The following is a 20,986-nucleotide window of genomic DNA, read 5'->3' as shown; positions in this document are numbered from 1 at the left end:
CAATTATTTAACCAATTATTTCTTGATTTTTGTTTAACAAGTAACTTTCCATAATAATTTTTAAATCATTTTTATTTATTGGTTTTGTAATAAAATCATTACACCCTGCATCAAACGCTTTTTCTTTGTCTTCTGTAGTTGAATATGCTGTTTGCATAATTATTGGAATTTCAGTATTAAACTCTCTAATTTTTTTGGTAGCTTCAAATCCATTCATTACTGGCATATTAATATCCATTAAAACAAAATCAATTTCACTATTTTGTTGACACATTTCAAGTGCTTCCTTACCATCTTTTGCATGTAATATATTACAGTCTACGTTTATCTTTTCTGTAATTATAATTTCAATAAATAAATAATTTACTTCTTCGTCTTCAACTATTAAAATAGTATGTTTTTTATTTTCTTTTGTTGATTTATCTTTTTGAGAATTATTATCTATTATATTATTAACTGGTTTATAAGGAATTGAAACTTTAAAAGTAGATCCTTTTCCTTTTACCGAATCAACTGAGATTATACCTCCTAAAAGCTCCGTATTTTCTTTAGCAATGGAAAGCCCTAAGCCTAATCCACCTGCATTTTGAGATAGTTCTTTTTCTTCTTGAGAAAACCTCTCGAATATGGTTTCTTGTTTGTCTTTATTAATTCCAATACCTGTATCTTTTACAAAAATTTCTAAGTTTGCACCAACCAATTGATAGCCAAAACTTATACTTCCTTCATTGGTATATTTTAAAGCGTTTTCTAATAGGTTGCTGAGTATTTTATTTAGTTTAGATTTATCTGTAAATATTGTGCTCTCAACATCAGAAAGTCCATTTTTAATGTATAATGGTATTTGGTTTTCTTTTGCTTTTAAATCAAAAATTGAGAATAGTTCCAATAACAAATCATTTAAACAAACTGGTTTTTCAATGACCATTACTTGTTTGGTTTCTAACCTTGAAATTTCAAGAATATCATCAATTACACGGAGTAATTGGTTACCGCTATTTTGTATGATATTGATAAAATAATTTCGTTTATCTTCAGTAATTGATGGGTCGCTTAAAAATTGAGAAAAGCCTAAAATACCATTCATTGGTGTTCTAATTTCATGCGACATATTATTTAAAAACTCTGTTTTAAGCCTATTGCTTTCTTCGGCTTTTTCTTTTGCTTTTATCAGCTCAATTGTTTGTTCTTCAATTTTTGACAGTGCTTTTTTTCTAATGGTAATATCTCTATGAGAACCTAATATTCTCTCTACTTCACCTTTTTTATTTTTTATGACTTCAGCTGTTGAAAGTATCCAAATATAAGAACCATTTTTATGACGGAATCTGAACTCAGTAACATATTGTTTTTGTGGGTTTTTTAAATACTCTTTAAACTCATGTAATTTCACATCTCGTTCATCAGGATGTAAATGATCTACCCAAGTAGAAAATTCATTTTCAAGTTCATCCTTATCATATCCTATTTGTTTTTTGTAATAATTTGAAAAATGAGTTTTACTTGTTTTTACATTCATATCCCAAATTCCCAAACCAGATGCAGCTACGGCAAGTCTATAACGTTCGTCGCTTTTCTCAGCTTTTAATTTAGCAATGTTTAATTGTTTTTCAGCTTCTTTTATAGCTGAAATATCCACTACCGACACAATGGATTTTCCTTCAGAATCTATTTCAGACTTTATAATTGCTGAAATAACTTTCCCATCCATTCTTAAAAATTCTGTTTCACCATAAAACTCTTTTTTATTAAGTGCAACAGCGGTAATTTCATTTGCCAAGCTTTTAAAAGATTCTTTGGTATTAGTTTTTTGTAAAAGAACTCTTAATTCTTCAATGGATTTAGCTCCTAATAAATTAAACGTGCTTTTATTAACTCTTAAAATTTTAATTTTTGAAATGCACTCAATTAAAAAACTTTTATTTTTATTTAAGTATTTATTTAAGTTTGATGCTTCAATTCCTGCATCTTTTATTAATTTTTTTACCTCTGAAAAATCTTCTTCCCATAAAGATATTGGGCTGTTGTCAAATAAGTTTTTAAATTTGTTTTTACTTTCAATATGAAGTCTGTTTTTTTCAGATAACTGTTCACTAAGTTTTCTTAATTCACTATTTGTAGCCTCTAATTTTAGGTTGGCTAATTTTAAGTTAGAAATATTGGTTACTAAGGCAAATGAACCAATACGCTCATTATTTTTATTATATATAGGTGAGGTATTAAATGAACAAGCTACATTTTGGCCATTACTTTTTAAAAGCTCAATTTCATAGCTTGTTGAAAGTCCAAATGCTCTTTTTTTAATTTCACATTTAAAAATTTTAGCATTTTCTTCGTCTACAAAGTCATAAATTGATTTGCCTATAATTTCAGACTCATCTCTCTCTAAAATTGCACACATTTTTTCATTAACTTGAAGCGTATTAGAATTTATATCGATAATCCAAAAACCTTCATTAGCAGTTTTTAAAATATTTGATAAGTAATCTTCTTTTTCTTTTAATAAATTATAGGCTGTTTTTAGTTCTTTTTCCGATTTTTTTCTTTGTGTAATATCTTCTTTTATGGCAAGAAAATTAATAATCTCATTCTTACTATTTTTAATAGGTGTTATTGTTGCTTGTTCCCAAAATAGTGTTCCGTTTTTACTTTTATTTTGTATTTCTCCTTTCCAATTTTTCCCACTTAAAATAACATCCCACATTTTTTTATAAAAATCTTTAGAATGTTTTCCTGAGTTTAAAATACTTGTATTTTTTCCTTGCGCTTCTTTTAAATTATAACCTGTAAGTTCTGTAAATTTTGGGTTTACATATTCTATATTTCCATGTATATCAGTAATAACAATAACATTTGCACTTTGTTCAACAGCTTTTGATAATTTAACATTTTCAATTTCTGATTTTTTTGATTTTGTCAAATCTTTGATAACACAAACTTTTAGTGTGTGGTTATTTTTAGATTTTACATTTCTAGATTCAATTTCAATAGGAAATACCTCTCCATTCTTTTTAATACCTTCCATTTCAAAAGGTATATCCATTTTATTAACAATATTACTTTTAATAAAAGAATGATATTTTTTTGGAAACAATTTTTCTAAAATGTCATTACCTATAAGTTCTTCACTCGAGTAACCAAACATTTTTTCAAAGGTTTCATTTATTTCAAAAACTTCACCTTTATTATGAATTAAAATTCCTTCAAGTAAAATATTTCTAAGCTTTTTATGCTTTAACTCATTTTCACTAAATAATTCTTTATAAATAGCTTTTTCAAGTATTTTTTCAACTTTTATGGCTACTATTTTTAATATGGTTTCTAAAGTTTGTGAGTTTTCTATAGGTTTAATATCCATAAAGGTTATTAAGCCAATAGGTTTTTTATTAGAACTCAAAAGAGGAATGCCAACATAACTCTCAACCTTCATTTCAACTAAAGATTTATCCAATGGAAATAATTGTTGAACTTTTGAGGAGTAACAACAAAAATCTTTATCAATTACAACATCACAAGGAGTATCTTTTAATTTATAAGTTATGTTTGGTAAAAATTTTTGATTTCCATAAAAGGCTCGTGTTTCAACAGTATTTTCCTCTATACTGGAATAAGTGCTTATTAATACATATTCAATATTTAATAATTTTGAAAGAAACTTTACTGTTTGATTTAAAAATTCATTAATTGAAGAGTTATATCCATTCTTATAGATAAACTCTAACGTGTCATTAATGTATTTTTGCTGTATAGGCATTTTCTAGGGTTAGGGGTTAAAGCAGCAAAGATAAGCATATTATGTTATATACTTACTGACAATGGTCAATACAAATATAGCCAGATTTATAGTTGTTTTGTTTAAAAAAATAATTGTTAATGCTCTTACAATTGTTTGTTATTTTAATTCAAAAAAGAAAATATTATCAGCATTGTCGTATCTAAAAGTATTTAAATATCCTTTGTTTTTAGAAATAAACACAACGCCTAAATCATCAAACTCCGAATTAAATACTGTTGCTTTTTGTGGTAGTTGCCATATTCCATTTATCTTAGTGATTTTAAAAATATTGAAATCTCCTTTTTCAACATTAATTTCATCAACCACTAATTTATCATTCATTCTTTTATATGTTACTTCTTTAACGTCTCCTTTAGAACTATTTGTTGAAAAATAAATAGTATTATTATTAAAAAATGTTGGATTGATAATATCAAAATTTGATTGTGTAATAAAAATAGGTTTTCCTTTTTCCCATTTATTATCTTTTGTTCTCTTTAATTCTAACAAATGATTTTTTCCATTTTCATTTGACACAATAACCATACTTTGCCCATCTTTTGAAATTGATGGGTGCGCATAACTAAATTGATTTACACATATTGGTAATTTTTTTATTTTCTTAATTTTATACCCCTCTAAATAACCTTTGTATATCACTAAATTTTCTTGATTATTACTAGAAACAAAGTCCTTTCCTGTAAAATAAATTTCATTATTAAAAACAGTAGTTAATCCAGAATAAAACTTATTGCTAACCTTTATTTTTTTCGATGTAGATTTTAAATCGGAATAATATAATTTATAAATTTTGTATTTTCCTAAGGAAATATATAATAGCCCATTTTTATAAATTGTTGGAAAAATATTTTCTTTTGAATTTTCTGAAATATAGGTGTCAAATATTCTTATACTATCTGTTTCAACGATGAGTGATGATTGTGCTTTTAGATAATTTAAGCACAATAAACATATAATAACAAGGTTTAGTTTAAACTTCATCAATGCAATTTAAGTTTTTTAACTTAAAACTAAGTTTAAAATGTGGCTAACCTTTTTCCAAATTGTTTTACTTTCTTCCAATTAGTATATTCAATTTTTGTGTTTTTATCTGTAGGTCCTTTGGTCATCCACATAATAAATTGAATCATAATTCTATCAAAAGTCTTGTATTTTTTATAATCTAACATTCCTGCAAAAACTTCTACAATTGTAGGTTTCCAAGTAATATTTTTAAAAAACTTAATAACATACGGATTGGTTTCTGCTGTATTTTTTTCTGGTTTACGTGCTACTAAGTTTACAGAAAAAAAGGCTGTTTTTATGGTATCTAATTGTGGTTTGTTTTTATTAATAAACTCAATAATTTTTTCATGATGAACTCCATACCTAATACTTGATCCAATAATTAACTTGTCAAAGTCTGAAATGTTTTTATTAAAAGTATCAATGGTAAATAAATCTACCTTTTTACCTTTTTCTTCTATAGTTTTTACAAGTTCATTGCAAATTTTTAATGTATGACCATCCACAGTAGCATAAATAATTCCAATTCTTTCGTTCATCAAAAAACCTTTTTAATTATATGCTCAAATTTACAAAACCTGCAATTTGTTTATGCTGACAAATATCACACCTAAAAATGATATAAAAAAGATTGAATGGAAGATGTTAATCTAATTCTTCTGTTAATTTTTTAAATATTTGTTTTGGGTTTTTATGCTGATATAACACCGCATAAACCGCATCAATTATTGGTGTTTTTGCTCCGTTTTTTTCGTTTAATAAATAAGCACTTTTTGCTGCATAATACCCTTCCGCAACCATACTCATCTCCATCATAGCACTTTTAACAGTGTATCCTTTCCCAATCATATTTCCAAACATCCGATTTCTACTAAAAACAGAATATCCAGTAACCAATAAATCTCCTAAATACGCTGAATTATTGATGTTTCGTTTCATCTTATGTACTTTTTTAATAAAACGCTTCATCTCTCTAATTGAGTTTGACATTATTACTGATTGGAAATTATCTCCATATCCTAGCCCATGGGCAATTCCAGCAGCTATTGCATAAATATTTTTTAACATTGCTGCATACTCGGTTCCTATAATGTCATCAGAGGTTTTTGTTTTTATATAATCGCTCGAAATATATTTACTTAACATTCTGGCTTTTTTTCTATCTTGACATGCTATGGTTAAGTAAGATAACCTTTCCATTGCAACCTCTTCAGCATGACAAGGGCCAGTTATAACTCCAATATTTTCAATAGGAACTTGATACATTTTATGAAAATGCTCTCCTACAATTAAGCCACTTTCAGGAACAATTCCTTTAATGGCTGAAAAAATTATTTTTTCAGAAATATTTTCTGATATTTTATCTAACTCTCCTTTTAAAAAAGCTGAAGGAATTGCAAAAATTAAAACATCTGCATAATTAACTAATTCATTAATATCATTAGATAATAACAATTTAGAAACATCAAATTCTGCTGAACTTAAATAGTTAGGGTTATGTTCATTAATTTTAATATAGTCTATTGCGTTTTCATTACGCATATACCAGCCAACTTCATTTAAATTTTCACACAACATTTTCACAATGGCTGTTGCCCAACTTCCACCGCCAAAAACGGCTATTTTAGGGTTTTTAATCATGTTGAAAGATTTTAGGTATCAAATGTAAAAAAACTTACTGAAACCAATCCTTAAAATTTAGTTATAATCGTTTTTATACTTTGTAAATACGGGTTTCCAAATAAATTTAAATGAATTAAAAGTGGATATAAATTATACAAATCTTTTCGAGTATTGAATCCTTTTTCTAAGGGATAAATTTCTTGATAGACATTATAAAAATTCAAAGAAAATCCTCCAAATAATAAGCTCATTGCTAGGTCAATTTCTCGATGTCCATAGTATACTGCTGGATCAATAAAAACAGCCTTGTTATTTGCAGTACTAATATAATTACCACTCCACAAATCGCCATGAACTGCACTTGGTTTTTCCTTTGGTAAAATTGTTGGTAATTGTTGATATAGGTATTCAAATTTTCTAAGATCTCCTTTTGTAAGTAATTTTTTATCAAAAGCTATTTTTACCTGAGGTTTTAATCTGTTTTCAATAAAAAAGTTATCAAACTTATTAAAAAAGCTATTTTTTTGAATTAATTGTCCCATATAATTAGAATATTCTAATCCAAATTTATCGCTTTTATGTTGATGTAAATTAGCGAGTTGATGTGCAAAATTTTTCCAAAAATTATTGTTTTGAAATTCTTTATCAATCCAGCTTAACACTAAATAAATTTTAGAGTTAAAACTTCCTTCTAAAATAATTTTAGGCGTAATTGCTTCATTTAATTTTAAAAACTTCAGCCCTAAAACTTCTTCTTTAAATCCGTTTTTGAAAACCGATTTATCATTTATTTTAACAAAATAATTATGGTTGTTTGCTGAAATTTTATAGGTTAAATTAATTGAGCCTCCACTAATACTTTCCCATTTAAAAGTAAGGTTAGTATTTAACTTAATAGTTAATTGTTTTTCTATGTAATGCTGTAATTTCAAATCCATTATTTTAAAGTTACATCTTCTTATTGAAACTTAAAAATTATTTTATTGAAATGAAGTGATACTTTTGTACTTTTATAGTTTTACTTTAAAAACCCAATTTGAGCGCACTTAAACGATTTTTTAAGGATACTATTATATACGGAATTGCAGCAGTTTTACCTCGTGTAATTAACTTTTTGTTAGTAAAAGTTCATACAGATGCGTTGCCAACAAATAATTATGCGGAAAATACTAACTTTTACATTTGGATTGCATTATTTGCTGTTTTATTAACTTTTGGAATGGAAACTGCTTTTTTTAGGTTTTATAATGCCGAAAAAAAGAAAGATTCAATAGTATCAACTGCATTTATTAGCGTATTAACTTCTGCAATCATTTTTTTAATAATTGCATTTATTTTTTCTGATTTTTTTATCAAACTATTTGATTTTACAACGAATCCACTTCAGTTCAAATTATTTGTAGGAATTTTAGCCATTGATACCATAGCGGTAATTCCATTTGCATATTTAAGAGCTTCTAACAGACCTCTTAAATATACTGCAATTAAACTGATAAATGTTGGTGTAATTGTACTTATCAATTTATTATTTTTAAAATTTATACCTTCATTTGTTGAACAAGGAAAAAATTTGCCTAAAATTTTAAATGAAACTTATAATAGTACTCCATTAGTTAATTTTATTTTTATTGCTAATAGTGTAGGTAGTGCCATTTCTTTAGTTTTATTACTTCCGTATGTTTTAAAGTTCAAATGGAGTTTTAACAACGTATTATTTAAAAAAATGGTTGCTTATTCTTGGCCAATTGCTATTGCTGGAATTGCCTATGTAATAAACGAAAACTTAGATAAAATTTTGATTGGTAAAATGATTGATAAAAACGCCATGGGAATTTATTCTGCCTGTTATAAATTGGCCATTTTTATGAATTTATACATTATGGCATTTAGGTTAGGTGCTGAACCTTTCTTTTTTAATCATTCAGGAGAAAAAACTGCAAAAGCTACTTATGCTAAAATTTTAAATTATTTTATTATTGTTGGTGCTTTAGTTTTTGTAGGAATTGTAATTTTTATAGACCTTTTAAAGCGTCCTTTTATAAATGAAGCTTATTGGGACGCAATAATAATTGTTCCTATTGTACTGCTAGCAAATTTATTTTTAGGGATTTACCACAATTTGGCCATTTGGTATAAATTAACCGATAAAACTAGGTTTGCAATGTATTTTTCTATTTTGGGAGCTATAATTACTATTCTTGTTAATATAATTTTTATTCCTATTTTTGGATTTATAGCATCTGCTTGGGCTACTTTAATTGCTTATGCTAGTATGATGCTTGTCTCATATTTTATAGGAAAAAAATACTATCCTGTTCCTTATAACCTAAAAAAATCTGGGAGCTATTTAGCTGCTTCAATTATTATTGCATTTATTTCTTTTAATTACTTTAGAGAAAATTATGTAATCTCCGTTGGGCTGGTCCTTGCTTTTGCTTTTTTAATTTATTTCAACGAAAAAAAGGAAATTTTAGCCCTTATTAAAAAGTAAATTCATGAAAAATATTCTCTTATATTTTAGTTTATTAGTATATTCTTCATTATTGTTTGGACAAAGCTTAAGTGAAAAAAAATCAACAGCAGCTAACAATGTTTTTATTTTAAAAAAAGAGTTTGTTATTCCAAATTTAAATAATAGTAGTCGTAAAATTTGGGTGTATTTACCACCAAATTATAATAGTAGTTCAAAAAAATATCCTGTTATTTATATGCATGATGCTCAAAACTTATTTGATACCTATACGTCTTATGCTGGTGAATGGGAAGTTGATGAAACTTTAAATAAGTTGTATAACACAACTAAAAAAGGGTTTATAGTAGTTGCTATAGAAAATGGTGGAACTGAAAGAATTAATGAATATACCCCTTGGGAGCATCAAAAATATGGTGGAGGGAAAGGTGAAATTTATATCAATTTTATTAAAAATACCTTAAAACCATATATTGATAAAACTTATAGAACAAAACCTCAACCAAAACACACTGCACTGATTGGAAGTTCTTTAGGCGGATTGATATCCTATTACGGCGGATTAAAATATCCTAAAACATTTGGAAAGATTGGAGCCTTGTCAACCTCCTTTTGGTTTTCTAATAAAGTAGCACATTTTACAAAGCTCTATGGCAAAAACAACACTTCAAAATTATATCTTTTAATAGGTGAAAAAGAAGGTAAAAATATGATTGAAGACACTCAAAAAATGAAAAAACTATTAATTGAATCTGGTTTTAATACTAAAAATATAAAAGTTAAAATTAATCCTGATGGTGCTCATAATGAAGCCTTTTGGAAAAGTGAATTTTCAACTGTAGTAAAATGGCTATTTAACCTAAAATAACCCTAACAATTGAAAGTATGAAAGCAAACGAAACTATTATAGTAGAGGAACAATTAAGCGCTCCAATAAGTGTTGTTTGGGATGCAATTACCAATTTAAATAGCATGAAAAAATGGTTTTTTAATAATATTCCATCTTTTAAATCTGAAGTTGGATTTAAAACTCAATTCAATGTAAAATCAGAGGAAAGAAACTTTTTACATTTATGGGAAATTATCGAAGTTGTTCCTTCTAAAAAAATTGTTTATAATTGGAAGTATGCTGAGTATTCAGGCAATTCATTGGTTTATTTTGAACTTTTTGAAAACATTAACAACACCACTAAAATAAAGCTTACTTGTAAAATTACTGAAAGTTTTTCAGATGATATTCCAGAATTTAAAACCGAAAGCTGTAGAGGAGGATGGAATTATTTTATAAAACAAAATCTTAAAAATTATTTAGAAAATTCTTAAAATTAAACACCTATAATAAACAAAAAATGCAAATACAAATCATTAATAAATCAAAACACGAATTACCAAATTATGAAACCATTGCTTCTGCAGGAATGGATTTAAGAGCTAATATTTCTGAACCAATTACGTTAAAACCATTGGAACGAACTATAATTAAAACAGGCTTATTTATTGCTTTACCTGTTGGTAGTGAAGCACAAGTAAGACCGAGAAGTGGTTTGGCTGCTAAAAAAGGCATTACCGTTTTAAATGCCCCTGGAACAATAGATGCTGATTACCGAGGTGAGATTGGTGTTATTTTAGTTAACCTTTCCAATGATAATTTTGTAATAAAAGATGGCGAACGTATTGCACAATTAGTAATTGCAAAACACGAACGTGCAGATTGGGAAGTTGTTGATGTATTAAGTGAAACCAAACGTGGAACTGGAGGTTTTGGATCTACAGGTGTTTAATTTTAATAATTCTTAATATAATACTTTTAAAAAGTGATGATAGACATTAAGGTATTGATGTAAAAACACTCTTTATTTTCTCGATAACCGTTGAATTTAGTTACAATTAATTTTTATAAACACCTCTTGATTACTATTTACCTTTGTTGAGTGTTCAAAAAAAATAGTTTTATCTTTAAATTCAGCTTCAATTAAATAAAAGTTTCCTTTAAAATAAGAATTTACCACTTTAGCTTTTAACTTAGAATTTGAATTTGAAGTTAAGGTAATCTCATTTGGATATAATAATACCGTTTTGTTTAAAGTTTTCTTTGAATCAATTAACTTTAATGGAAGTTCATTTATTTCATTAAAAAATGACGCAACATACGCAGATTTTGGTTGGTTATATAACTGTTCTGGCGTTCCTTGGGCAACAACTTTTCCATTTCTAATTACTAAAATTTCATCGGCAAAAGAAAGTGCATCAGTAGTATCATGTGTTGCAACAATACACAAAATATTTTTAGATTTTAAGTACTTAAACAAACTTCTCCGAAGCTTATTTTTTCTAAAATTATCTATATGGCTAAAAGGTTCATCCAATAATAAAACCTCTGGTTCTTTAGCCAATACTTTTGCAATTGCAATACGCTGTTTTTGACCGCCACTAAGGTTTTTAACTTTGGTTTTTAAAAAATCAGTCATATCCACAACTTTTAATAATTCTAGAATCCTATTTTGTTTATTAGGATCTAAACTTGATATGTTTTTACCTACATTTTCTTCAACTGTTATATAAGGCATCAAATCAAAATCTTGCGGTAAATATTTCATAAATTCTTCACCTGGAATCAAATAAAAATTTGGCCCAAGCAATTTATTTTCATTCCAATAAACAGCTCCTTTATCTATATGTAACAGCCCATAAATAATTTCTAATAAAGTGCTTTTTCCACAACCACTTTCACCTACAATGGCAATATAATCTCCTTTATTAGCTTTAAAACTAATATTTTTTATGACTTCGTTTAAAGTGTACCCAAATGAAACCTTATCTACTTTTAACATAATTTATTTTATTCAAAACCTATATGAAGTAATGCATCTCCTTGATTTACCACGGGAGAATGGTTAGCATTTAATATATAACCTTCTTGCGGGTTTTTAAAAATGGTTTCATTAGTACCAAAAGGGTCTGAGATACTTCCTAATTTAATGCCTTTTTCAACCTTTTGTCCAACGTTTATATAAGATCTATACATTCCTGATTGTTTGGCTCTTATCCATTTAGAACTTTTAATTAGAATGGGTGGGTTTTCTTTAGAATGTTTTGATATTTTAGAAGAAAAATCTCTCATTCCTAAGTGATGCATTACATTAATTGCACCTTGAATACCAACTTTTGTCACTATTTTATCAAGATTTAATGATTTTCCTCCTTCAAAGAGAAGAACTTTTTTACCTAAATCTACCATAGATTTTCTAAAAGTCTTTTCTTTATTCTTGCTATAAACAATAAATGGAGATCCAAAAATTTTAGCCAATTCTAAAGTTTCGTCATCTGTACCATCAATTCTAACTTGAGAATAATTAAAACGTTGAGCCCCTCCAGTATGATAATCGATACAATAATTTACTTTTGGAATAACTTTCATCATTAAATGATACGCAAATCTACTTGCTAACGATCCTTTAATAGATCCTGGAAAAGCTCTATTTAAATCTCTACCATCTGGAAACTCTCTTGTTTGATTTAAAAATCCAAAAACGTTTAATAAAGGAATACAAATTACAGTACCACAATCAGGCCTATGCAATTCTGAAGCTATTAATTGCCTTACAATTTCAACTCCGTTAGTTTCATCTCCATGAATGCCCCCTATTAATAATAAACAAGGTCCTTCTTTTTTACCTCTAGAAACAATGATGGGGACTTCAATTTTAGTTCCAATACTAAGCTGAGCAATATCCATTTTTAATTGTATGGTTTGCCCTAAACTTATTTTTTGATTTAGAATTTTAAACTCATTCGGCATGACGCTCAATATAATGAATTATTTTTCCAGCAATATCAACTCCTGTAGCAGCTTCAATTCCTTCTAAACCAGGAGAAGAATTCACTTCTAAAATTAAAGGGCCTCTATCTGATTGTAATAAATCTACACCTGCAACACCTAACCCCATAACTCTTGCTGCTTTTAATGCAGCGTTTTCTTCATCTATAGATAATTTTATAATTTCAGCAGTACCTCCACGGTGTAAGTTTGAACGAAATTCGCCTTCTTTTCCTTGTCTTTTCATGGCGCCAACAACTACACCATCAACAATAAAAACTCTAATATCAGCTCCCTTTGCTTCTTTTACAAATTCTTGAACAATTACTCTTGCTTGTAACCCATTAAATGCTTCTAAAACAGATGTTGCTGCATTGTCATTTTCAGCTAAAACCACCCCTAAACCTTGAGTTCCTTCCAATAATTTTATAACTAAAGGAGTGCCCCCAACGTCATGGATTACATCTTCTACGTTTTTAGAATAATTGGTAAACACCGTTTTTGGTAAACCTAAACCTGCTCTGGATAATACTTGTAAACTTCTAAGCTTATCTCTAGAGCGCATTAGTGCTTGAGATTCAACAGCTGTAAAAACTTTCATCATTTCAAACTGACGCACTACAGCTGTTCCAAAAAAAGTAACCGAAGCTCCAATCCTAGGGATTACAGCATCTACATTTGTAATAAGTTCATGTTTATATCTAATTGCTGGTTTTTTCTTTTCAATAATAATATCACATTTAGTATGGTCAATTATTAACATTTCGTGATTTCTATTTTTACCTGCTTCAACAAGTCTTTTTGTAGAATATAAATTTGGATTTCTTGATAAAACAACAATTTTCATGTGAGTTTGTTTTATGAATTAGTTTTTTTAAATGATACATTTTTTTTAGCTGTATCAACAATAAATTTTTTGGATAGAAATTTTCTTCCCAACAATACTGGATATTTCATAGATCCTCTTTCTGTTAGTGTAAGCTCAATTGGATATTTTTGACTGAAAAGAACAATTTCTGTTAAAATTAGATATCTATCTTCTACCATTCCATTGGAACTTTTTACTTTTTTTTGAGTAAAATTTTCAAATAAAAAATATTTTTCATGATATTTTTCATGCTTAGGATCTAAAAACTGACATTTTAATTGATGATTTTCAATTTCTATGTGATGACAATGAAAACTTGATGTAAATGCTCCAGTGTCAATTTTAATATCAATATCAAACAATTCTAGTTTTGGAAAATCTGCAATATCAGTTCTGCCTATAATTAATTTTTCAGTATTATTTTTCAAAAGAGATAAAGAAAGTATAAAAATTTAAAATTTATTTTTTATGATTTTTGAGTGCCAAAAGTAAACTTTTATTAAATATAGAAAAGGTTTTGAATAAAATAAATATTTTATTGATAAATAGTTAGCAAAAAAAGGATTGTTTTAAAATTTAAAACAATCCTTTTAGTTTAATATATTAAATTCGTTTATTCTTGAGAATTGATAGCTTCTTTAATTTTAGTTTCTAATTCTTCTGCTAATTCAGGATTGTCTTTAATTAATCCTTTAACTGCATCGCGACCTTGACCTAATTTAGTATCTCCATAACTAAACCAAGAACCACTTTTTTTAACAATTCCAAATTCTACACCTAAATCTAAAATTTCTCCTGTTTTAGAAATTCCTACACCATACATGATATCAAATTCAGCTGTTTGAAATGGAGGTGCTACTTTATTTTTTACAACTTTTACTTTAGTACTATTACCTATTACTTTGTCGCCATCTTTTATTTGGGTTCTTCTTCGAATATCTAATCTAACTGAAGCATAAAATTTTAAAGCATTTCCCCCAGTGGTTGTTTCAGGATTACCAAACATCACTCCAATTTTTTCACGTAATTGATTGATAAAAATAACAGTACAATTGGTTTTATGAATAGTTCCTGTTAATTTACGCAAAGCTTGAGACATTAAACGAGCATGTAACCCCATTTTAGAATCACCCATTTCTCCTTCAATTTCACTTTTAGGCGTTAAAGCAGCAACCGAGTCTACAACTACAATATCAATAGCTCCAGAAGAAATTAAATTATCAGCAATTTCTAAAGCTTGTTCCCCATGGTCAGGTTGAGAAATAATTAAATTATCAATATCTATTCCTAAATTTTGAGCATAAAAACGATCAAAAGCGTGTTCAGCATCAATAAAAGCTGCAATACCTCCTGCTTTTTGAGCTTCTGCAATTGCGTGTAAGGTTAATGTTGTTTTACCTGATGACTCTGGACCATAAATTTCAATAATTCTTCCTCTTGGGTAACCTCCAACTCCTAAAGCTAAATCTAACCCTAATGATCCTGAAGAAATAGCATCTATATCATCTATTGCTACATCTCCCATTTTCATTACAGTTCCTTTCCCATAAGCTTTATCTAATTTATCTAAAGTAAGCTGTAATGCTTTTAATTTTGCTACTTTTTCTTTGTCTTCTGCCATAATATTAAAAAATATGTTTAAAATGAATGTTGCTAAAATATAAAAAAGTATTGAGTATATTTAGCCTTTGTTTAGAATTCTATTAACTATTATTAACATGAAAATAAAAAATTTATTAATTGCATTTATTGTACTAATTTCCAATAACTTAATAGCTCAAAATGATGCTATTTCTGCTTTTTTATTGAAATGGGAAAATTCTAAAAATTATTTAATAGAAATTGCAGATGCTATGCCTGAGGAATCTTATAATTTTAAACCTATTGAAAGACAAATGAGTTTTAAAGAGCAGCTACTCCATATAAGAACTAATATGGTGTGGTTAAGTGAAACTTATTTTATGAATGAAAACTTTACAAAAACGGGCAAAATTAATCCTACAACAAAAAAAGAAATTATTGAGGAATTAACTATAACTTTTAATAAAGTTTCAAAAATTATTAATCAAACTTCTTTAGATGATTTAACTACAAAAGTTGATTTTTTCGCGGGCTCTAAAAGCAAATTACAAATTTTAAATTTATTACAAGATCACGTTACACACCATCGTGGGCAATTAATTGTCTATTTAAATTTAAATAATATTACGCCTCCAAAATATAGCGGATGGTAATTAGTTTATTTACTTACACAATTTATTTAGTTGTGCATATTGTAATAGTATAACCGTTTTAGCGTCTTTAATTTCTCCTGATGAAATCATGTGTATAGCTTTGTTAAAATTAAGCTCTAATACTTCAATTTCTTCGTGTTCAGAAGCTAAGCCACCTCCATTACCAAGTTTCATTTCATCAGAATACTCTGCAATAAAATAATGAATTTTTTCTGTAACTGCTCCTGGTGTAGAATAAATTTCAAATAATTTTGTTGGATTGTTTATTTGGTAACCGGTTTCTTCTTCAGCTTCTTTTTTAATACACGTTAATGGATCATCTTCATCTAATAAACCAGCACAAACTTCAATCATCATACCATCTGAATTGGCATTTAAGTAGGTGGGCATTCTAAACTGTTTGGTTAAAATTACCGTGTTTTTTGTAGAATTATATAATAAAATTGCAGCTCCATCTCCTCTATCATAACATTCTCTATTTTGTGTTTGCCACTCTCCTTTTTGGGTTTTGTAGTCAAAATTTACTTTATCTAATTTATACCAATCGTTGGCTAAGTTTTTTATATAATTAATTTTAACTTTAGAATTTTTCATTAAAAATTATGAATTATTGTTTAATTAAAGAATTGGTACCAAAACAGCTATATTCTTTGTTTGGAAAAGACACATCAAAAATGGTTTTAATTTCAGAAACACTAATTTTTTCTATAGTTAAACGTGCTTTTCCTCCTGGAACAAAATTTTCAATAAGTTCAGTTTCAAAAATAAAAATATCATCTGTTGATAATTCTTCATTCAAAATATACTGATTTACATAACCTTCATTGTTAAATTGTCTGTAAACTAATTTATTTCTAGAAGTATCAAAACTTATAAATCCTTTATCTATATGGTGCTCTCCTTTTGGGTTTTGTTCTGTTGGTTTAAAATTAGATTCATGGGTAACTTCAATATATTTATTATTCATTATAAAATTATAAGAAGCTGTAATTTCTGAGGTAGAGTTTCCAAAACCACTTCCAGTTCCTTTCCAATCTCCTATTAAAAATTGTAATTTATGTAAGCTATTATCTTGTGAAAAAGAATAAAATGTACTTAAGCTTAAAAATACTAAAATGGTTAACTTTTTCATTTAAATATAAGTTTTAAGTTAATTTTTTATCATTGCTATATGTGGAATATTATCTTCTAAATACTCATCACCTATTTGTTTAAAACCATGTGACTCATAAAAAAATTTTAAATATGTTTGAGCTGAAATTTTTATTGTAATTTCGTTAAAATAATGTTCAATTGCTTTTATAGAATGTTTTAAAATAATATGTCCATAGCCATATTTTCTCTCATTAGCCGCAACCACCACTCTTCCAATACTTGCATTTAAAAAATAATCATTAGGTTTAAAAATACGTGTATAAGCAACAATTTTATCATTTTTAAACCCTAAAATATGCATTGCTTTTTGATCTTTGTAATCAATATCTTGATATACACAGTTTTGTTCAACAACAAAAACCTCACTTCGAAGTTGGAGAATTGCATACAATTCATTTGTTGTTAATTCTGAGAATGATTTTACTACAACTTCTAACATATTAATCTTGTTTTATCAATTCTTTTAAATCATCTCTCTTAAATTCTGGTTGAAAATTACAATGATTAATATGAAATTTTTCCAAAAGCATAGTTTCAATAGTTTCGCAAATAATATCAAATTCAGAAAGTTTAATATCATTCATAAATTCAATATGAGCTTCAATATGAATATCGTGATCGTTCAATTGCCAAATATGAACGTGATGTATATTTTTAACTTCATTTATTTTTAAAACTTCAGTAGCAACATTATCAATCATAATATGTTTGGGTGCAAAAAGCATTAAAATTTTTACGGATGAAATTAAAATGTCCCAACTAAGGTATATTAAATAAACTGAAATTATAAGAGTTAATAAACCATCTACCCAATAAATTTGATAATATTTCATTAATAAACCACCTATTAAAACCGCTACAGAGGTTAACATATCTGATAACAAATGAATGTATGCAGAACGCATATTTAAATTACTTTGTGCATCTTTTTTTAATAATAAAACACTAAATCCATTAGCGGCAATTCCTAAAATTGCTAACCAAATAACTAAATTACTTTCTATTTCAATTGGAGCTGAAAAACGTTTAACTGCTTCAATACCTAAGAAAATTGCTACTACTATTAGAGTAGCTGCATTTATAAATGCAGCAATAATTTCGGCACGTTTATACCCAAAAGTATATTGTTTGGTTTGCTTTTTTTTACGGGTAAGAATATTAGCTATATAACTAATTATTAAGGATATAACATCTGAAAAATTATGAACAGCATCAGAAATTAATGCTAAACTTCCTGAAATAAAACCTCCAATAACTTGAGCTGTTGTAATAAGTATATTTAAAACAATTGAAAGCAATAAATTTGTTCCAGATAAAGTAGTATGACTATGTGAATGATTGTGACTCATTTTTTTAATTTTATAACACAAAATTAGAGTTTAAATTTATGCAACTTTGTTGCAAACTTCACAAATTCCTTTAATTATTATTTCGGTAGTAAAAACTTTAAAATTTTTTAACTGAATTTTTGGTAGTGACACATAATTTATACAAGTGGTAATTTTACATTTTTCGCAATAAAAATGTGGATGAATATCAGTATGCTTTTCAATTTTACAATTACTTTCACATAATGCATATTTAGTAACTCCTGTTCCATCATTAATTTTATGAACTAAAGCTTTAGTTTCAAAAGTTTTTAATGTTCTATAAAGTGTTGTTCTTTCTGAATAATAAAATTTATGTTCTAATTGAGGTAAACTAATGGCAGAATTTTGTTCTAAAAAAAACTGCAATACTAAAATACGCATTGCAGTTTTTTTAATTTTTTTAGTATTTAAGAGCTTAGTTATTTCATTATGATAAATCATATTAACAACATTTTGTAGGTATTTTATCTACACGATTTTGATGTCTTCCACCTTCAAATTCAGTATTTAAAAAAATATCTACAAAACTTAAAGCTTGTTGTAATGAAACAAAGCGAGCAGGAATTGATAAAACATTTGCATTGTTATGTAAACGAGCTAATTCAACTAATTCATTATTCCAACAAAGTGCAGCACGAATTCCTTGATGTTTATTAGCAGTCATTTGTGCGCCATTTCCACTTCCACAAATTATAATTCCAAAAGCTGCTTTATTGTTTTCAACAGCATCAGCTACAGGATGAATCGCATCTGGATAATCCATACTATCTGAAGTATCAGTTCCAAAATTTAAAACTTTAATACCTTTGCGTTCTAATTGTTTAATAATTTCAAATTTATACTCAGTACCGGCGTGATCATTACCAATTGCAATTACCATAGTTGTAGTTTTGTTAATAAGTTAGGCTACAAAAATACAAATTCACCGTTATTAACAGCAATAAAAACAAATGTTAATAGTATTTTTTATATAGTTGATTAACAATTAGTTTACATAAATTTAAGATTGTGAATAAGTTTAGAGTTAAAAAAGAAAACTATTTTTTGAATTATAAAAAGTTTTTATTAATACTAAAATTAGATTTTAACTCGCAAATTTTTTTATTGAATTTTTAAATCAAGTTTTAAACATATTTTAAAGCTGTTATTAACACTCAAATTAAAAAATATTATACAAAAAAATGGGGAATTAACACTATTAACAGCTTGTTAATAACTACTACATTTCTATTGATTTTAAACATTTTAAAATTTAAGTAAATGTTAATAGAATTTTAAAAACGATATTTCAAAATATTAAAACAAAAAGTTATTGTAGCTATTAACAACCTATAATAACAAAAAATATTTTTTAAAATTTTAAAAACTTCTTTTTATAATAATTCTAATTGTTAATAAAGTTGAAAATTTTAACCTGAGCCGCCTTTTTTAAAATTGTAGGAGAAGAAGTAACGGTTTCAATTGATTCATCTTCATTTGAAAAGAAAGTATTGATGCTCTTTATAGAAATATAAATTCCTATAAAAAAGATACAAATAAAAAAGATAATAATTTTAAATAACCGTTTCATTGTTAAGCTGTTCTGTTTTTAATAGACGAACAATTTTAACATTTGTTACAGTTTTATTAAGAAAATTTTAACTTTTATTTTTTATGGTACTATAAAATTAATTGATTTTGGTACAATAGAGACACTAAAACTACCCGAACCAATTATTTCTCCATCTGCTTGAATATAAGTATCTTGTGTGTCTAAAACAGTAATTTTTAACTCAGAAGATTTGTAATTTTTTATTATTTTTAAATGAGTTATTTTTCCATTAAATAAACCTTTAATATTTTTTAAAAGTGTTAAAAGTGAAATATTTTTAACATAAGTTATATCAAATAAACCATCTGTTGAATTGGCATTTTGAGTTAATTGCATACCTCCACCTGAATATTTACAAATACCTATTAATAAAGCAAGTGCTTTACCTTTTAATACTGTTTTATTAAATTTTATTTCTAAATTACTTTTTTTATAAGTTGTTAAACTCACTAAAGCACCTGTTAAATACGCTAAAAAACCTAAATGTTTATACTTATGAACTTTATTAACTACATAACCATCAAATCCAATACCAGCTAAATTATTAAAGTAAATTTCTTTACCAGTTTCTTTAATATTTAGTTTACCTATATCTTGTTGAATAATTTTTTCAGCTTTAATAACTTTTATAGCTTCTTTATAATTTTTTGAAATATGATAAGTTTTTACCCAATCATTTCCAGTACCAATAGGTATAATTCCAATTTTTATATTGGAAATATTTTTACTATTTAAACTTAAAACAGCATTCACAAAATTATGTATTGTACCATCACCACCTACACAAATAAGCTTTTTATAACCTTTATTTATTGCTTGATGAATTAGTTTAATGGAATGTTTTTCATATGCTGTAAAAGCAAATTCAAATTCTATATTTTGATGATTTAATTCTTTATAAATTTTAGGCCATTTTTTTTTAGAAATCCCATTTCCTGAAGTTGGATTTACTACAACAAACCATTTTGTACTCATTTGGTATAAATTAAAAAGAGCACCAAAATACAAATTGTTATTTATATAGTTGTTATTATTTATTACACGTATAATTATTTGT

Annotated in this window: 23 protein-coding genes; 5 read left to right on the top strand and 18 right to left on the bottom strand. The window is 26.8% G+C overall.

Features of this window, described 5'->3' with window-relative positions:
- Positions 1 to 7: 7 nt before the first annotated feature.
- The 5 genes from ACFQZW_RS05655 to ACFQZW_RS05635 all read right to left on the bottom strand — a co-directional run bounded on the left by ACFQZW_RS05655 (position 8) and on the right by ACFQZW_RS05635 (position 7,362).
- A complete protein-coding gene (locus ACFQZW_RS05655; RefSeq protein ID WP_386781696.1) occupies positions 8 to 3,754 on the bottom strand; it encodes a PAS domain S-box protein in 3,747 nt (1,248 codons plus the stop codon).
- Positions 3,755 to 3,892: 138 nt separating this feature from the next.
- Positions 3,893 to 4,777 carry a hypothetical protein gene (locus ACFQZW_RS05650; RefSeq protein ID WP_386781694.1) on the bottom strand — a complete coding sequence of 295 codons (885 nt, stop codon included), beginning with the start codon at positions 4,775 to 4,777 and terminating at the stop codon, positions 3,893 to 3,895.
- A gap of 35 nt (positions 4,778 to 4,812) precedes the next feature.
- Entirely contained in the window at positions 4,813 to 5,340 is a 528-nt protein-coding gene (hemG, locus tag ACFQZW_RS05645; RefSeq protein ID WP_386781692.1) for a menaquinone-dependent protoporphyrinogen IX dehydrogenase, read from the bottom strand.
- A gap of 106 nt (positions 5,341 to 5,446) precedes the next feature.
- Positions 5,447 to 6,442 (bottom strand): NAD(P)H-dependent glycerol-3-phosphate dehydrogenase, encoded by a 996-nt coding sequence (locus tag ACFQZW_RS05640; RefSeq protein ID WP_298262778.1) that lies wholly within the window; start codon positions 6,440 to 6,442, stop codon positions 5,447 to 5,449.
- A 50-nt stretch (positions 6,443 to 6,492) separates the two neighbouring features.
- Entirely contained in the window at positions 6,493 to 7,362 is an 870-nt protein-coding gene (locus ACFQZW_RS05635) for a fructosamine kinase family protein (RefSeq protein WP_298285206.1), read from the bottom strand.
- 98 nt (positions 7,363 to 7,460) lie between these two features.
- Here ACFQZW_RS05635 and ACFQZW_RS05630 point away from each other — a divergent pair, with 98 nt between their 5' ends.
- From ACFQZW_RS05630 to dut, 4 genes are read left to right on the top strand one after another with little or no spacing between them, the layout of a single operon-like run.
- Positions 7,461 to 8,915, top strand: a complete 1,455-nt coding sequence (locus ACFQZW_RS05630; protein WP_298285207.1) for an oligosaccharide flippase family protein — start codon at positions 7,461 to 7,463, stop codon at positions 8,913 to 8,915.
- 4 nt (positions 8,916 to 8,919) lie between these two features.
- Complete coding sequence (locus tag ACFQZW_RS05625; RefSeq protein WP_298285210.1) at positions 8,920 to 9,762, top strand: alpha/beta hydrolase; 843 nt, start codon at positions 8,920 to 8,922, stop codon at positions 9,760 to 9,762.
- A 17-nt stretch (positions 9,763 to 9,779) separates the two neighbouring features.
- The gene (locus ACFQZW_RS05620; RefSeq protein ID WP_298262782.1) at positions 9,780 to 10,217 is read left to right on the top strand and encodes an SRPBCC family protein; all 438 of its coding nucleotides are present in this window, start codon (positions 9,780 to 9,782) and stop codon (positions 10,215 to 10,217) included.
- A gap of 26 nt (positions 10,218 to 10,243) precedes the next feature.
- Positions 10,244 to 10,675, top strand: coding sequence for a dUTP diphosphatase (gene dut / locus ACFQZW_RS05615; protein ID WP_298262783.1), 432 nt, complete (start codon positions 10,244 to 10,246; stop codon positions 10,673 to 10,675).
- Between the two features lie 96 nt (positions 10,676 to 10,771).
- Here dut and ACFQZW_RS05610 read toward each other — a convergent pair whose 3' ends face one another.
- The 5 genes from ACFQZW_RS05610 to recA form a co-directional block, all read right to left on the bottom strand.
- Positions 10,772 to 11,725 (bottom strand): ABC transporter ATP-binding protein, encoded by a 954-nt coding sequence (locus ACFQZW_RS05610; protein WP_298285213.1) that lies wholly within the window; start codon positions 11,723 to 11,725, stop codon positions 10,772 to 10,774.
- A gap of 8 nt (positions 11,726 to 11,733) precedes the next feature.
- The gene (locus ACFQZW_RS05605) at positions 11,734 to 12,693 is read right to left on the bottom strand and encodes a succinylglutamate desuccinylase/aspartoacylase family protein (RefSeq protein ID WP_386781687.1); all 960 of its coding nucleotides are present in this window, start codon (positions 12,691 to 12,693) and stop codon (positions 11,734 to 11,736) included.
- Positions 12,683 to 13,558 carry a 30S ribosomal protein S6--L-glutamate ligase gene (gene rimK / locus ACFQZW_RS05600; RefSeq protein ID WP_298262786.1) on the bottom strand — a complete coding sequence of 292 codons (876 nt, stop codon included), beginning with the start codon at positions 13,556 to 13,558 and terminating at the stop codon, positions 12,683 to 12,685. Before rimK ends, ACFQZW_RS05605 begins: the two co-directional genes overlap by 11 nt.
- An 11-nt stretch (positions 13,559 to 13,569) precedes the next feature.
- A complete protein-coding gene (locus ACFQZW_RS05595; RefSeq protein WP_372800363.1) occupies positions 13,570 to 14,007 on the bottom strand; it encodes an ATP-dependent zinc protease family protein in 438 nt (145 codons plus the stop codon).
- Positions 14,008 to 14,192: 185 nt separating this feature from the next.
- Positions 14,193 to 15,200 carry a recombinase RecA gene (gene recA, locus ACFQZW_RS05590; RefSeq protein ID WP_298262788.1) on the bottom strand — a complete coding sequence of 336 codons (1,008 nt, stop codon included), beginning with the start codon at positions 15,198 to 15,200 and terminating at the stop codon, positions 14,193 to 14,195.
- 97 nt (positions 15,201 to 15,297) lie between these two features.
- Between recA and ACFQZW_RS05585 the strand changes: the two genes are divergently transcribed.
- Positions 15,298 to 15,813 carry a DinB family protein gene (locus tag ACFQZW_RS05585; RefSeq protein WP_298262789.1) on the top strand — a complete coding sequence of 172 codons (516 nt, stop codon included), beginning with the start codon at positions 15,298 to 15,300 and terminating at the stop codon, positions 15,811 to 15,813.
- 9 nt (positions 15,814 to 15,822) lie between these two features.
- On the opposite strand, the gene ACFQZW_RS05580 is transcribed toward ACFQZW_RS05585, so the two are convergent.
- The 8 genes from ACFQZW_RS05580 to ACFQZW_RS05545 form a co-directional block, all read right to left on the bottom strand.
- Entirely contained in the window at positions 15,823 to 16,407 is a 585-nt protein-coding gene (locus ACFQZW_RS05580) for an NUDIX domain-containing protein (RefSeq protein ID WP_386781683.1), read from the bottom strand.
- 13 nt (positions 16,408 to 16,420) lie between these two features.
- Positions 16,421 to 16,945, bottom strand: a complete 525-nt coding sequence (locus tag ACFQZW_RS05575; protein WP_386781681.1) for a hypothetical protein — start codon at positions 16,943 to 16,945, stop codon at positions 16,421 to 16,423.
- Between the two features lie 18 nt (positions 16,946 to 16,963).
- Positions 16,964 to 17,407 carry a GNAT family N-acetyltransferase gene (locus ACFQZW_RS05570; protein WP_372800358.1) on the bottom strand — a complete coding sequence of 148 codons (444 nt, stop codon included), beginning with the start codon at positions 17,405 to 17,407 and terminating at the stop codon, positions 16,964 to 16,966.
- 1 nt (position 17,408) lies between these two features.
- Positions 17,409 to 18,317 (bottom strand): cation diffusion facilitator family transporter, encoded by a 909-nt coding sequence (locus tag ACFQZW_RS05565; protein ID WP_298262793.1) that lies wholly within the window; start codon positions 18,315 to 18,317, stop codon positions 17,409 to 17,411.
- Positions 18,318 to 18,353: 36 nt separating this feature from the next.
- A complete protein-coding gene (locus ACFQZW_RS05560; protein WP_372800356.1) occupies positions 18,354 to 18,779 on the bottom strand; it encodes a Fur family transcriptional regulator in 426 nt (141 codons plus the stop codon).
- A 1-nt stretch (position 18,780) separates the two neighbouring features.
- A complete protein-coding gene (rpiB, locus tag ACFQZW_RS05555) occupies positions 18,781 to 19,218 on the bottom strand; it encodes a ribose 5-phosphate isomerase B (protein ID WP_298262795.1) in 438 nt (145 codons plus the stop codon).
- Positions 19,219 to 19,722: 504 nt separating this feature from the next.
- Entirely contained in the window at positions 19,723 to 19,908 is a 186-nt protein-coding gene (locus ACFQZW_RS05550) for a hypothetical protein (RefSeq protein ID WP_298262796.1), read from the bottom strand.
- A gap of 81 nt (positions 19,909 to 19,989) precedes the next feature.
- Complete coding sequence (locus ACFQZW_RS05545) at positions 19,990 to 20,904, bottom strand: diacylglycerol/lipid kinase family protein (protein WP_372800353.1); 915 nt, start codon at positions 20,902 to 20,904, stop codon at positions 19,990 to 19,992.
- Positions 20,905 to 20,986: the final 82 nt, after the last annotated feature.

This window comes from Lutibacter aestuarii, assembly GCF_042676885.1.
GTDB classification, from domain to species: Bacteria; Bacteroidota; Bacteroidia; order Flavobacteriales; family Flavobacteriaceae; genus Lutibacter; species Lutibacter aestuarii.
Note: the sequence above shows the minus strand (reverse complement) of the source record. Positions and strands in the feature narration are given on the sequence as shown.